This is a genomic window from Streptomyces asoensis (genome assembly GCF_013085465.1).
Classification (GTDB): domain Bacteria; phylum Actinomycetota; class Actinomycetes; order Streptomycetales; family Streptomycetaceae; genus Streptomyces; species Streptomyces cacaoi_A.
In genome coordinates, this window is the sequence record NZ_CP049838.1 from 5,113,870 (window position 1) to 5,126,667 (window position 12,798).

The following is a 12,798-nucleotide window of genomic DNA, read 5'->3' on the forward strand; positions in this document are numbered from 1 at the left end:
GTTGGACTGGTCGGTGGTCGGACCGGTGGTGGCCTCGTCGGGGCGGCCGGTTCGTCCTGCCGGGGTGGGCGTCAGCCGAGGGGGTGGGCGGCCAGTAGGTCGCCCAGGGCTTCCTCGTGTGCCGCGGCCGGGCCGAGCGACAGTTCCAGGTGTTTGGCCCAGGCGTGGTACCGGTGCAGTGGGTAGTCGACGTCGGCGCCGAAGCCTCCGTGCAGATGCTGTGCGGTCTGCACGACCCGCCGTACGCCTTCCGAGGCCCAGATCTTGGCCACGGCGACATCCCCGGAGGCCGGCAGTGCGCCCGGCGCCCCGGAGGCGATCCGCCAAGCGGCCTGCCACAGCGTGACCTCCATCGCGCGCAGGTCGATGTAGCGGTCGGCGGCCTGCACGGCGACGGCCTGGAAAGTAGCGATGGGGTGTCCGAACTGCTCCCGCTTGCCTGCGTACTCGCCGGTCATCGCCAGTACGCGCTCGCCCAGCCCGAGCGCCTGCGCGCAGGTCCCCGTGGTGAGCAGGGCGCGCAGCCATTCCCAGGCGCCGTCGGCGGTGATGACGTCCCGGTCGGCGATCCTCGCCGATTCGAGGCGCAGTTCGCCGAGCCGCTCACCGGTGGTGGAGACCTGCTCGGCGAGCACGACTCCTTCGTGCCCGCGTGCGACGACGGCGAGGACGCTCCGGTCGTCCCCGGTGCGCGCCGGTACGACGACGAAGTCGGCGTCGTACGCCCACGGCACCACCGTCTGCACCCCGTCCAGCACCCACTCGCCGGCGCCCGGCTCCCCCGGGCCGCCCGCTCCCTGTCCGTCGCCCGTGTCCCTCCCGTGGGCCGTGCCGTTCTGCCGTGCGGTCACGGCGAGTTCGGCCGGATCGTGGCCGGTGCGGCCGTTCGCGGCGACGGTGAGGACGATCTCGCCCCGGCCGGCCCGGGCGAGCAGGGACGACTTCAACTCCGGGCCACCGTAGGCCTCCAGGGCGGCTGCGGCCGCGCTGCTCTCCAGCAGCGGTACCCGTGCCAGCACCTTGGACGCCTCGCGCAGCACCAGACAGAGCGCGATCGCGTCGAGGCCCGCCCCGCCGAACTCCTCGTCCAGCAGGAGGCTCAGCAGGTCCGCCGAGGCGAGCCTGGCCCACAGGGCGCGGTCGAAGTCGTCGGCCACGGCGCCCCTGGTGAGCGCGGGGCTCGGCACGTCGTCGGGGGCGACCCCGGCGAACACCCCCCGCGCCGCCTCCGCCGCTGCCTGCTGCTCCTCGGTGAAGGTGAAGTCCACGGCCTGTCCTCCCGACGGGTCAGCTGATCTGACGGAGCGTCAAGATAGAACAGGTTCTAGAAGAAGGGAACGGTCGGTCGCCCCCTCATCGCGTGCTGCTCACCGGTCGAAGTCCACCTCCACCGCCTCCGTCAGCGGATGCGACTGGCAGGCCAGCACATACCCGGAGTCCGTCTCCTCCGGTTCCAGCGCGAAGTTGCGGTCCATGCGCACCTCGCCGGAGACCAGGAAGGCCCGGCAGGTCCCGCACACCCCGCCCTTGCAGGCGTAGGGCGCGTCCGGCCGGTTGCGCAGCACCGTCTCCAGGACCGACTCCCCGTCCCGCACGGGCCAGCTGCCGCCCCGGCCGTCGAGCCGGGCGGTCACGGTGCTGTGGGCGGGAGCCGCCACGCGCGCCGGGGGCGCCGTGACCTCCACGTGGAAGATCTCCTCGTGGATCCGGGACCGCGCGACCCCGATCTCCCGCAGCGCCTGCTCCGCGCCCTGGACGAGGCCGAACGGTCCGCACAGGAACCACCCCGACACCTCCGCCACCGGCAGCAGCGACGGCAGCAGTCCGGTCAGCCGCTCCCGGTCCAGCCGCCCGGACGGCAGCCCGGCCTGCTGCTCCTCCCGGGAGAGCACGGTGACCAGCTGGAACCGCTCGGGATACCTGTCCTTGAGGTCGGCGACCTCCTCCAGGAACATCGTCGAGGCGGCCGTCCGGTCGCTGCGGATGAGGCAGAAGCGGGCCGCGGGCTCGCGGGCCAGCAGTGTCGAGACGATCGACAGCACCGGCGTGATCCCGCTGCCGCCGACGATCGCGGCGTACCGGCCGGGCGCGGGGGCGAGGGTGAACCGGCCGGCCGGCGTCATCACGTCCAGCTCGTCGCCGACGGCGATCTCCTTCAGCGCGTACGTCGAGAAGGCCCCGCCCTCGACCAGCCGCACGCCCACCCGCAGCGTGCCGGGCCCCGCACCGTCGGGATCGGGTGCGGGCGAGCAGATCGAGTACGTCCGCCTGACCTCGGTCCCGTCGACCACGCGGCGCAGGGCGAGATGCTGGCCGGGCGCGTGCCGGTACTCCTCGCGCAGCGCGTCGGGGACCGTGAGGGTGAGGGTGACGGAGTCGTCGGTGAGGTGGTCCACCGCGGCCACCTGGAGCGGGTGGAAGCGGGCCATCACAACTCCTTGAAGTGGTCGAAGGGTTCACGGCAGGCGAGGCAGCGCCGCAGCGCCTTGCAGGCGGTGGAGGAGAAGCGGCTGAGCAGCTCGGTGTCGGCGGAGCCGCAGTGCGGGCAGCGGATCGGCTCCAAGGCCGCGCCCATGTCCACGCCCCGGGTTCGGGTGGGGCCCAGGGTGATGCCGACCGGTTCGGCTGCCTCTCGCACGCGTGGCGGTGCGATGCCGAACTCCCGGAGTTTTCGGCGTCCTTCGGCGGAGATGTCGTCGGTCGACCAGGCGGGGGACAGCACCGTGCGCACGCTGACCTCCCGGACCCCGTGTGCGTGCAGCGCCCGTTCGATGTCCACGGACATCGCCTCCACCGCCGGGCAGCCGGTGTAGGTGGGGGTCAGCTCGACCTCGACGGCGTCCGCGTCCCGTACGTGCACCGCGCGCACGACACCGAGTTCCCGGAGGGTGACCACGGGCAGTTCGGGGTCGGGCACCGAGCCGGCGACCTCGAGGAGTTCCGCCTCCAGCGGGGTGAGCGTCACCATGACGCGCCCGGGTGGCTGCGGTGCAGATGCTGCATCTCGGCGAGCATCCGGCCGAAGGACTCGGTGTGCAGGCCCTCGCGGCCCGCGCCGGCGCTCCAGGCTCCGGTGCGCGAGCCCTCGGGCACGGCCAGGCCGGCCCGCCCCAGCACGCTCCGCACCGACTCCAGCCAGACCGACTCCAGCTCCGACCGGTCGAGGTCGAGGCCGTCCAGGGGGGCGAACATCTCCCCGGTGAACCGCCACAGTGCCGTGCAGGCCCGCTGCATCCGCTCGTGGCTCTCCTCGGTGCCGTCGCCGAGCCGCAGCGTCCACTGTTCGGCGTGGTCGCGGTGGTAGGCGACCTCCTTGACGGCCTTCGCCGCCAGTCCGGTGAACGGGCCCTCCACGGCCGCCAGCCGCGCGTACAGCAGGTGCTGGTAGGTGGAGAAGTACAGCTGGCGGGCGATGGTGTGGGCGAAGTCGCCGTTGGGCTGCTCGACCAACTGGAGGTTGCGGAAGGCGCGTTCCTCGCGCAGGTACGCCAACTCGTCCTCGTCGCCGGCCATCGACAGCAGGATCCGGGCCTGGCCCAGCAGATCGAGGGCGATGTTGGCGAGGGCGACCTCCTCCTCGAGGACGGGCGCGTGGCCCATCCACTCCCCCAGGCGGTGGGAGAGCACCAGGGCGTCGTCGCCGAGGGCGAGGGCGGCGGTGTGGGTGTGCGTCGTCGTGGTCACAGGTGCTTCACCCCTTCCGGGATCTCGTAGAACGTCGGGTGCCGGTACGGCTTGTCGGCGGACGGTTCGAAGAACGGATCCTTCTCGTCCGGTGAGGAGGCCGTGATCGCGGAGGACGGCACGACCCAGATCGAGACGCCCTCGCCGCGCCGGGTGTACAGGTCGCGCGCGTTGCGCAGGGCGAACTCGGCGTCCGGCGCGTGCAGGCTGCCGGCGTGGGTGTGGGAGAGGCCGCGCCGGGAGCGCACGAAGACCTCCCACAGGGGCCAGTCGGTGTTCGTCATGCCTGCTCCACTTCCGTCCCAGAGCTGTGTTTGGCCGCGTAGACGGCGGCCGCCTCTCGTACCCACGCGCCCTCTTCGTGTGCGCGCCTGCGTTGTGTGATCCGCTGCTCGTTGCAGGGGCCGTTGCCCTTGAGGACCTCCTTGAACTCGGTCCAGTCGATGGCTCCGAAGTCGTGGTGGCCCCGCTCCTCGTTCCACTTCAGGTCCGGGTCGGGGAGCGTGAGGCCGAGCGAGGCCGCCTGGGGGACACAGATGTCGACGAAGCGCCGGCGCAGTTCGTCGTTCGAGTGGCGCTTGATCTTCCAGGCCATCGACTGCGCGGAGTGCGCGGACTCGTCGTCGGGTGGGCCGAACATCATCAGTGACGGCCACCACCAGCGGTCCACCGCGTCCTGCGCCATCGCGTGCTGCTCCGGGGTGCCTCGGCTGAGGGCCAGCAGCAGCTCGTAACCCTGGCGCTGATGGAAGGACTCCTCCTTGCAGACACGGACCATCGCGCGGGCGTACGGGCCGTAGGAGCAGCGGCACAGGGGCACCTGGTTGGTGATCGCGGCGCCGTCCACCAGCCAGCCGATCGCGCCGACGTCCGCCCAGGTCAGCGTGGGGTAGTTGAAGATCGAGGAGTACTTCTGGCGGCCGGAGTGGAGCTTGTCGAGCAGTTCCTCGCGGCTGGTGCCGAGGGTTTCGGCCGCGCTGTACAGATAGAGCCCGTGGCCCGCCTCGTCCTGGACCTTCGCCATGAGGATGGCCTTGCGGCGCAGGGAGGGCGCGCGGGTGATCCAGTTGGCCTCCGGCTGCATGCCGATGATCTCGGAGTGCGCGTGCTGGGCGATCTGGCGGACCAGCGTCGCGCGGTAGGCGTCGGGCATCCAGTCGCGTGGCTCGATGCGTTCGTCGGCGGCCACGGTGGCGTCGAAGACGCGCGCGTACGCCTCGTCGGCGCCGGCTGCGCGGTCCTGCCCGGTGTGCGGCGCTGTGCGGGCCGTCTGGTGCGCGGCTGCTGTCGCCATGCGGTCCCCCTTGACCTTGGGCCTCGGCTCGGTGCCTTGGCCTCGGCTCTACCCGAGCCTTCTCCCGACCGATCGTTCGGTCCGTGCGATTCCATGGTGGGACGGCCGTCGTAAGGTGTCAACCGCTGTGGATAACCTGCGGGCATCCCCTGTGGACAACCCGCCCCGGCCCTGTGCCGGCCCGGGTGTCGCGGGGAGGGGGCTGCGCCGAACGGGTGAGGCTGAGTACCGTTCGCGATTGCGCGACGCAGCGCGAAGACGACCGGCATCGGGGAACGGGGCGGAATGGACGTGCACGACGGAGGGTCCGGCTCTCCACAGGGGCCGAACACGTCAAGGGAGGCGGAGGCGGAGGCGCCACCCGCCCGGGACGCCGTTCCCCGCCCCCGAGTCGAACTCTCGGGCCCCGAGCCTTCCTCCCGGGCCGAGCAGACGGACTCCGAGCCTGCTCCTCGGGCCGGGACCGCGGACTCGGAACGTGCTCCCCGGGCCGAGACCGCCGACCTCGTCGGTGATCCCGCGGGCGACGCTGTCGGTGATCCCGTCGGTGACCCCGTCGCCGGTCCTGTGAGTGAGCCTCGGCGGCCGGGGCCCCGTACCGGTGTGGCCGCCCTCTCCCCCCGCTACCAGGTCGGCGCCGCGCTGGCGCTGGCCGTCGTCGCGGTGGCCGTCTGCGTGCATGTCGGGATGGTGTTCCTGCACGTCGCCCCGTCGAACACCGTCACCAAGGCACACGGCAAGGCGATCGAGGACTGGATCTACCCGGAGTTCGAGCAGAACTGGAAGCTCTTCGCGCCGAACCCGCTGCAACAGAACATCGCCGTCCAGGTCCGCGCCCAGGTCCGCACCGTGGACGGCGGGTCCCGGACCACCGGCTGGTACGACCTGTCGGCGCAGGACGGCCGGGCCATAGACGGCAATCTGCTGCCGAGCCACACCCAGCAGAACGAGCTGCGCCGCGCCTGGGACTTCTTCACCGCCACGCACGACAACGACAACCGCCCCGTCGGCCTGCGCGGCGCCCTCTCCGAGACGTACCTGCGCCGCATCGTGGTGCTCCGTCTGGAGCGCGGCGCCGTGGCCGGTGACGACGGTGTCGTCGAGCGGATCCAGGTCCGTTCGCAGACCACCAACGTGACCCCGCCGAAGTGGAGCACCGAGAAGGTGTCGATGAGCCCGGTGTACCGCGAGCTGCCCTGGTGGTCGGTGCCGGACGGCGAGACCGAGGGAGGCACGAGGTGAACCGGTTCTCCCTGACGGTGTCCGCCGCCATCGCCCGCGTCACCGAGTCGGCGCTCGCGCCGTACCAGAGCGCCGTGGTCCGGATCGGCTTCAGCGCCACCTGGCTGCTGTTCCTGCTGCGCGAGTTCCCCCACCGCCAGGAGCTCTACGGCCCCGACGGCCCCTGGGACTGGGAGCTGGCCCGGCAGCTGATCGACACCAACGGCGCGTTCACGGCGCTGATGTGGTCGGACGGGCGGGGCTGGTTCGAGGCGGTGTACCTGCTCGCGCTGCTCTCCGCCGCGCTGCTGCTCCTCGGCTGGCGCACCCGAGCGATGTCGGTGCTGTTCATGGTCGGCGTGCTGTCGCTCCAGAACCGCAGCGTCTTCATGGGGGACGGCGGGGACAACGTCCTGCACCTGATGTCGATCTACCTCGTGTTCATGCGGTGCGGCCGGGTGTGGTCGCTGGACGCGCGGCGGGAACGGCGGGCGCACGAGGCACGCGCGCGTGGGGAGCGGGTCACGGACCGGGTGGGCCCCGCCCTGTGGGCCGTGGCCGGGTTCGTCCTCGTCACGGTGACCGTGGCGGGCCGTTTCCACAGCGACTGGACCATTCCGGCGCTCCTGTGGGCGGCGTGGGCCGTGCAGGGCCTGTGGTGGGCCGTCGGCCGCCGCACGAAGTCGGCGGAGCCCCGGATCCTGCTCGACGTGATCGGCAACATCCTGCACAACGGCGCCCTGGTCGTGATCATGGCCGAGGCCTGTCTGATCTACGCGACGGCCGGCTGGTACAAGATCCAGGGCTCGCGCTGGCAGGACGGCACCGCCGCGTACTACCCCCTGCACCTGGACTACTTCTCGCCCTGGCCCGGGCTCGCCGACCTGCTGGCCGGCAGCGGCACGATGGTCCTGCTGGCCACCTATGGGACCGTCATCGTGCAGGTCGCCTTCCCGTTCACGCTCGCCAACCGGCGGCTGAAGAACGTCCTGCTGGCCCTGATGATGACGGAGCACGCGGTGATCGCCGTGCTGCTCGGGCTGCCGTTCTTCTCGCTGGCGATGATCGCGACGGACGCCGTCTTCCTGCCGACGACCTTCCTGCACCGGGTGGGCGGATGGGCGTCACGCGCGCGTGGACGGCTCTTCTCCGGCGTCGGTCGTACGGCGGCACCGGAGCCGCCGGCCCAGGAGAACCCCGAGCACACCCACGTAGGGTTCACGGCATGACCGACCCCGTGACCGCCGGCTCCGATCCGCTCGGCCGGTGGCGGCGGCTCGCCGACGCCTCCGTCCTGCTCGACGGCTTCCACGCCCTCAAGCACGCCGTGCGCTTCGGAGCCGAGATCCCGGTGGCGGTCACCGCCGACCGGCGGGCGACGCTCGCCCTCGCCGACGAACTCGCCCCGGACGTGCGCGACGCGCTGGACGCGCTGCTGACGGAGGTCCCGGAGGCGACGTACACCTCCCTGGTGCCGCGCCCGCATCCCACCGCGGTCGCCGCCCTGGCCGTACGGCCCTCCCGCGAGGCCAACCTGGAGCGGCTGGGGCACGCGCCCCGCAGCACTCCCGTCGTGGTCCTGGACAACCCGCGCAACCTCGGCAACGCGGGCGCGGTGATCCGGCTGGCCGCCGGTTTCGGGGCCACCGGGGTGGTCACCACCGGCACGCTCGACCCCTGGCATCCGACCGTGGTGCGCGGCGGGGCCGGGCTGCACTTCGCGACCGCCGTGGAGCGGCTGGCCGTCGACGAGCTGCCGGCCGGCCCGGTGTTCGCCCTGGACCCGGAGGGCGACGACCTACGGGGCGTCAAGCTGCCGGACGACGCCCTCCTGGCCTTCGGCTCGGAGCGCAGCGGGCTCTCCGCCGAGCTGCGCGCGCGTGCCGACCACCTTCTCGCCCTGCCGATGCGCCCCCAGGTCTCCAGTTACAACCTCGCGACCAGTGTGGCCATGACGCTGTACCACTGGAGCGCCACCGGGGGCGCACCGCACGTGCCCTAGAGGCCTGGACGCCGACGCCTAGGCGTCCCTGCGGACCTCCACCACCCGGAAGCGGTTCGCGACGAACGCGCCGTCGGTGAGGGCCGCGTTGGCCGCCGGGTTGCCGCCCGAGCCGTGGAAGTCGGAGAACGCTGCCGTCTGGTTGACGTAGACCCCGCCGGTGAGGTTGAGGGACAGCTGGGCGGCCTCCTCCAGGCAGACCTCCTCGATCGCCTGCTCGACCTCCGCGTCGGTGGTGTACGCGCCGACCGTCATCGCGCCCTTCTCGCGCACCGTGCGCCGCAGCAGGGCGACCGCGTCGGCCGCGGAGTCGACGGCGACGGCGAAGGAGACCGGGCCGAAGCACTCGCCCATGTAGGCGGCCTCGTCGTCCGTCCCCTCCCAGTACTTCCGCGCCCCGTCGAGCTTGACGAGCACCGGGGTGCGCACGATCGCGTCCGGGAACTCCGGGTTGCTCACCTCGCGGGAGGCGAGGGCGACCTCACCGAGGCCCGCGGCGGCCTCCAGGCGGGCCTTGACGTCCGGGTTGACGATCGCGCCGAGCAGCGCGTTCGCCCGCGCGTCGTCGCCGAGCAGGCCGTCGACCGAGCGGGCGAGGTCGGCGACGACCTCGTCGAAGGTCTTCGCGCCCTCGTCGGTGCGGATGCCGTCGCGGGGGATCAGCAGGTTCTGCGGGGTCGTGCACATCTGGCCGCTGTACAGGGAGAGCGAGAACGCCAGGTTGGCGAGCATGCCCTTGTAGTTCGCCGTGGACTCCACGATCACCGTGTTGACGCCGGCCTTCTCGGTGTAGACCTGCGCCTGGCGGGCATTGGCCTCCAGCCAGTCGCCGAAGGCGGTCGAGCCGGTGTAGTCGACGATCCTGATCTCGGGGCGGGTGGCCAGGGTCTTGGCGATGCCCTCGCCGGGGCGCTCGGCGGCCAGCGCGACCAGGTTCGGGTCGAAGCCGGCCTCGGCGAGCACCTCGCGGGCGACGCCCACGGTCAGCGCGAGCGGCAGCACCGCGCGCGGATGGGGCTTGACCAGGACCGCGTTGCCGGTGGCCAGGGAGGCGAACAGGCCCGGGTAGCCGTTCCACGTGGGGAAGGTGTTGCAGCCGATGAGCAGGGCGATCCCGCGCGGGACCGGCGTGAAGCTCTTGGTCAGCGCGAGCGGGTCGCGCTTGCCCTGGGGCTTGCTCCACTCCGCCGTGCCGGGCGTGCGGACCTGCTCCGCGTACGCGTACGCCACCGCTTCCAGGCCGCGGTCCTGCGCGTGCGGGCCGCCCGCCTGGAACGCCATCATGAAGGCCTGGCCGGAGGTGTGCATGACCGCGTGCGCGAACTCGTGCGTCCGGTCGCTGATCCGCTTGAGGATCTCCAGACAGACCACCGCGCGCAGTTCCGCGCCCGCGTCCCGCCAGGCACCCTGTCCGGCCCGCATGGCGGGCAGCAGCGTGTCCACGTCCGCGTGCGGGTAGGTCACGCCCAGTTCGACGCCGTACGGCGAGACCTCGCCGCCCACCCAGTCGTCGGTGCCGGGCTGGCCGAGGTCGAGGCGGGTGTGCAGAACGGCGTCGAAGGCGGCCTTGCCGGCCGCGGCGTCCAGGCTGCCGTTCTCCCCGTAGGCCTTGGGGTGTTCCGGGTGCGGGGACCAGTACGCGCGGGTGCGGATCGCTTCCAGGGCCTGGTCGAGGGTGGGCCGGTGCTGGGCGATCAGAGCGTGCGCGGTCGGTTCGGCGGCGGCCATGCGGGACCAACTCCTCGTCTTGAGAACTCTCCGTCGAGCTCATGACCTGGCGGAAACCTGGGCAGGAACAGCCAGTCAGGGTTAGAGTAACCGAACGATCGGTCGGGACAAGGGGGCCTGCCGCATCTGTGGAAAACCCAGTGCGGGAGGATCGCGCACATGACAGCACTCGACCTCAGCAGCCCCGTGGCCGTCGTCGGCACCGGCACCATGGGCCAGGGCATCGCCCAGGTCGCGCTCGTCGCGGGCCACCCCGTGCGGCTGTACGACGCCGTGCCCGGCCGCGCCCGCGAGGCGGCCGCCGCGATCGGCGCCCGCCTGGATCGGCTCGTCGAGAAGGACCGCCTGGCCGCCACCGACCGGGACGAGGCACGTGCCCGTTTGCGGCCCGCGGAGAGCCTCACCGACCTCGCCGACTGCTCCCTGGTCGTCGAGGCCGTCGTGGAGCTCCTGGAGGCCAAGCAGGAGCTGTTCCGGCAGTTGGAGGACGTCGTCGGCGAGGACTGTCTGCTCGCCACCAACACCTCGTCCCTGTCGGTGACCGCGGTCGGAGGCGCCCTGCGCAACCCGGGTCGCCTGGTGGGCCTGCACTTCTTCAACCCCGCGCCGCTGCTGCCGTTGGTCGAGGTCGTCTCCGGGTACGCCACCGACGTCACGTCGGCCACGCGCGCGTACGAGACGGCCCGCTCCTGGGGCAAGACGCCGGTCGCCTGCGCCGACACCCCAGGCTTCATCGTCAACCGCATCGCGCGGCCCTTCTACGCCGAGGCGTTCGCCGTCTACGAGGCGCAGGGCGCCGACCCGGCCACCATCGACGCGATCCTGCGCGAGTCGGGCGGCTTCAAGATGGGCGCCTTCGAGCTGACCGACCTGATCGGACAGGACGTCAACGAGTCGGTCACGCACTCCGTGTGGCGGTCCTTCTTCCAGGACGTGCGCTTCACGCCCTCGCTCGCCCAGCGCCGCCTGGTCGAGTCGGGCCGCCTCGGCCGCAAGACCGGCCAGGGCTGGTACGACTACTCCGCCGGGACCGGGGCCGCCGAGTCGGCCGAACCGCACACCGCGGAGAAGGCCCAGCCGCCCGCGTACGTCGTCGCCGAGGGCAACCTGGGCCCCGCCTCCGAACTGCTCGCGCTGATCCGCGAGGCGGGCATCCAGGTCCGCGAGGAGGAGGAGGACCACGGCACCCGCCTGGTGCTGCCCGGCGACGGCCAGCTCGCCCTCGCCGACGGCCAGACCTCCGTGGAGTTCCGGGACGTCGTCTACTTCGACCTCGCCCTGGACTACCGCAAGGCCACCCGCATCGCCCTGTCCGCCTCCCAGGACACCTCCACGCAGACGATGTCCGAGGCGATCGGCCTGTTCCAGGCGCTCGGCAAGGACGTCAGCGTCATCGGCGACGTCCCGGGCATGATCGTCGCCCGTACGGTCGCGCGGATCGTCGACCTGGCGCACGACGCGGTGGCCAAGGGTGTGGCCACCGAGGAGGACATCGACACCGCGATGCGCCTGGGCGTGAACTACCCCCTCGGCCCCTTCGAGTGGAGCCGCAGGCTGGGCCGCACCTGGGCCTGCTCGCTCCTGGACGACCTGCACGAGCGCGACCCCTCCGGCCGCTACGCGCCGTCCCTCGCGCTGTACCGCCACTCCTACGCCACCGAGAAGCGGGAGGGCGCCTCGTGACCAGCGCCAAGCGCGACACGTACACCCCGGAGACCCTGCTCTCCGTCGCCGTCCAGGTCTTCAACGAGCGCGGCTACGACGGCACCTCCATGGAGCATCTCTCCAAGGCGGCCGGCATCTCCAAGTCGTCGATCTACCACCATGTCGCCGGCAAGGAGGAACTGCTGCGGCGGGCCGTCAGCCGGGCCCTGGACGGCCTCTTCGGGATCCTCGAGGAGGAGCACGCGCGCGCGGGGCACGCCTCGGAGCGCCTGGAGTACGTCGTGCGGCGCATGGTCGAGGTGCTCATCGGCGAACTGCCGTACGTGACACTGCTGCTGCGTGTGCGCGGCAACACCGACACCGAGCGGTGGGCCCTGGAGCGGCGCCGCGACTTCGACCACCGGGTCGCCGAACTGCTGAAGGCGGCCGCCGCCGACGGGGACATACGCGGTGACATGGAGGTACGGCTCGCGACCCGGCTGGTCTTCGGGATGATCAACTCGATCGTCGAGTGGTACCGGCCGGGTGGTCGGGGGATGGTCGAGAGCGAGGTCGCCGACGCCGTCGTGCGGCTGGTCTTCGAGGGGCTGCGCACGGCCCCGTAGGGCTCAGCCCTGTGGCTCCAGGTCCTCCTCCTCGAACACCAGCAGCGTGCGCGTGCTGAGCACCTCGGGGATCAACTGGAGCCGGGTGAGCACCACCTCGCGCAGCGCCCTGTTGTCCGGCGTGTGCACCAGGAGCAGGACGTCGAAATCGCCCCCGACGAGGGCGATGTGGGAGGCGCCGGGCAGCAGCCTCAGCTGCTCGCGCACCGTCCGCCAGGAGTTCTGCACGATCTTCAGCGTGATGTAGGCGCTCGTGCCCTGTCCGGCGCGCTCGTGGTCGACACGGGCGCCGAAGCCGCGGATGACGCCGTCCTCGATGAGCCGGTTGATCCGCGCGTAGGCGTTGGCGCGCGAGACGTGGACCCGCTCGGCGACCGACCGTATCGAGGCGCGGCCGTCCGCCTGGAGCATCTGGAGGATGTCCTGATCGATGGCGTCCAGCGGACGCGGTGGCGGCAGCGGCGCGCTGCCGGGTGACGGGGGACTGCTCGGCGACGGGGCACCGGTCGGCGGCGGAGGGTTGCCCGGAGGCGGCGCGGTGCCGTGCTCCGGCCCTTCGGCCATTTGTTCAGGTGCCATGTCCCCCTGCCTCCCTGCCA

Annotated in this window: 13 protein-coding genes; 5 read left to right on the plus strand and 8 right to left on the minus strand. The window is 72.1% G+C overall.

The features are described from left to right. Window positions 1-71 precede the first annotated feature (71 nt). The 6 genes from G9272_RS22845 to paaA form a co-directional block, all read right to left on the minus strand. Complete coding sequence (locus tag G9272_RS22845) at window positions 72-1,268, minus strand: acyl-CoA dehydrogenase family protein (RefSeq protein ID WP_171398292.1); 1,197 nt, start codon at window positions 1,266-1,268, stop codon at window positions 72-74. 99 nt (window positions 1,269-1,367) lie between these two features. Further along, window positions 1,368-2,429: a 2Fe-2S iron-sulfur cluster-binding protein gene (locus G9272_RS22850; protein WP_171398293.1), complete on the minus strand. Its 1,062-nt coding sequence runs from the start codon at window positions 2,427-2,429 to the stop codon at window positions 1,368-1,370. After that, a complete protein-coding gene (gene paaD / locus G9272_RS22855; RefSeq protein ID WP_171398294.1) occupies window positions 2,429-2,968 on the minus strand; it encodes a 1,2-phenylacetyl-CoA epoxidase subunit PaaD in 540 nt (179 codons plus the stop codon). Before paaD ends, G9272_RS22850 begins: the two co-directional genes overlap by 1 nt. Next, window positions 2,962-3,684: a 1,2-phenylacetyl-CoA epoxidase subunit PaaC gene (gene paaC, locus G9272_RS22860; protein ID WP_171398295.1), complete on the minus strand. Its 723-nt coding sequence runs from the start codon at window positions 3,682-3,684 to the stop codon at window positions 2,962-2,964. Before paaC ends, paaD begins: the two co-directional genes overlap by 7 nt. Beyond that, window positions 3,681-3,968 carry a 1,2-phenylacetyl-CoA epoxidase subunit PaaB gene (gene paaB, locus G9272_RS22865; protein WP_054242083.1) on the minus strand — a complete coding sequence of 96 codons (288 nt, stop codon included), beginning with the start codon at window positions 3,966-3,968 and terminating at the stop codon, window positions 3,681-3,683. Before paaB ends, paaC begins: the two co-directional genes overlap by 4 nt. Continuing rightward, window positions 3,965-4,978 (minus strand): 1,2-phenylacetyl-CoA epoxidase subunit PaaA, encoded by a 1,014-nt coding sequence (paaA, locus tag G9272_RS22870; RefSeq protein ID WP_171398296.1) that lies wholly within the window; start codon window positions 4,976-4,978, stop codon window positions 3,965-3,967. The genes paaB and paaA overlap by 4 nt, the downstream gene beginning before the upstream one ends. Before the next feature lie 285 nt (window positions 4,979-5,263). Here paaA and G9272_RS22875 point away from each other — a divergent pair, with 285 nt between their 5' ends. From G9272_RS22875 to G9272_RS22885, 3 genes are read left to right on the plus strand one after another with little or no spacing between them, the layout of a single operon-like run. After that, window positions 5,264-6,220 (plus strand): DUF5819 family protein, encoded by a 957-nt coding sequence (locus G9272_RS22875; RefSeq protein WP_171398297.1) that lies wholly within the window; start codon window positions 5,264-5,266, stop codon window positions 6,218-6,220. Continuing rightward, window positions 6,217-7,428 carry an HTTM domain-containing protein gene (locus G9272_RS22880; RefSeq protein WP_171398298.1) on the plus strand — a complete coding sequence of 404 codons (1,212 nt, stop codon included), beginning with the start codon at window positions 6,217-6,219 and terminating at the stop codon, window positions 7,426-7,428. The genes G9272_RS22875 and G9272_RS22880 overlap by 4 nt, the downstream gene beginning before the upstream one ends. Further along, the gene (locus G9272_RS22885) at window positions 7,425-8,201 is read left to right on the plus strand and encodes a TrmH family RNA methyltransferase (RefSeq protein WP_171398299.1); all 777 of its coding nucleotides are present in this window, start codon (window positions 7,425-7,427) and stop codon (window positions 8,199-8,201) included. The genes G9272_RS22880 and G9272_RS22885 overlap by 4 nt, the downstream gene beginning before the upstream one ends. Window positions 8,202-8,219: 18 nt before the next feature. Here the strand turns inward: G9272_RS22885 and paaN are convergent, their stop codons facing one another. After that, window positions 8,220-9,929 (minus strand): phenylacetic acid degradation protein PaaN, encoded by a 1,710-nt coding sequence (gene paaN / locus G9272_RS22890; protein WP_171398300.1) that lies wholly within the window; start codon window positions 9,927-9,929, stop codon window positions 8,220-8,222. A gap of 159 nt (window positions 9,930-10,088) precedes the next feature. On the opposite strand from paaN, the gene G9272_RS22895 reads away from it, so the two are divergent. Then, entirely contained in the window at window positions 10,089-11,612 is a 1,524-nt protein-coding gene (locus G9272_RS22895; RefSeq protein ID WP_171398301.1) for a 3-hydroxyacyl-CoA dehydrogenase, read from the plus strand. Continuing rightward, a complete protein-coding gene (locus G9272_RS22900) occupies window positions 11,609-12,199 on the plus strand; it encodes a TetR/AcrR family transcriptional regulator (RefSeq protein WP_171398302.1) in 591 nt (196 codons plus the stop codon). The genes G9272_RS22895 and G9272_RS22900 overlap by 4 nt, the downstream gene beginning before the upstream one ends. A gap of 3 nt (window positions 12,200-12,202) precedes the next feature. On the opposite strand, the gene G9272_RS22905 is transcribed toward G9272_RS22900, so the two are convergent. Further along, on the minus strand, window positions 12,203-12,778 hold the full coding sequence (locus G9272_RS22905; RefSeq protein ID WP_253267901.1) for an Lrp/AsnC family transcriptional regulator: 576 nt from the start codon (window positions 12,776-12,778) through the stop codon (window positions 12,203-12,205). Window positions 12,779-12,798: the final 20 nt, after the last annotated feature.

What these genes read in the sequence shown, in the direction of transcription:
- G9272_RS22885 (WP_171398299.1), top strand. Translation starts at nt 7,425, where the DNA reads ATGACCGACCCCGTGACCGCCGGCTCCGATCCGCTCGGCCGGTGGCGG.
- G9272_RS22850 (WP_171398293.1), bottom strand. Translation starts at nt 2,429, where the DNA reads ATGGCCCGCTTCCACCCGCTCCAGGTGGCCGCGGTGGACCACCTCACC.
- paaD (WP_171398294.1), bottom strand. Translation starts at nt 2,968, where the DNA reads ATGGTGACGCTCACCCCGCTGGAGGCGGAACTCCTCGAGGTCGCCGGC.
- G9272_RS22905 (WP_253267901.1), bottom strand. Translation starts at nt 12,778, where the DNA reads ATGGCACCTGAACAAATGGCCGAAGGGCCGGAGCACGGCACCGCGCCG.
- paaA (WP_171398296.1), bottom strand. Translation starts at nt 4,978, where the DNA reads ATGGCGACAGCAGCCGCGCACCAGACGGCCCGCACAGCGCCGCACACC.
- paaN (WP_171398300.1), bottom strand. Translation starts at nt 9,929, where the DNA reads ATGGCCGCCGCCGAACCGACCGCGCACGCTCTGATCGCCCAGCACCGG.
- G9272_RS22895 (WP_171398301.1), top strand. Translation starts at nt 10,089, where the DNA reads ATGACAGCACTCGACCTCAGCAGCCCCGTGGCCGTCGTCGGCACCGGC.
- G9272_RS22875 (WP_171398297.1), top strand. Translation starts at nt 5,264, where the DNA reads ATGGACGTGCACGACGGAGGGTCCGGCTCTCCACAGGGGCCGAACACG.
- paaB (WP_054242083.1), bottom strand. Translation starts at nt 3,968, where the DNA reads ATGACGAACACCGACTGGCCCCTGTGGGAGGTCTTCGTGCGCTCCCGG.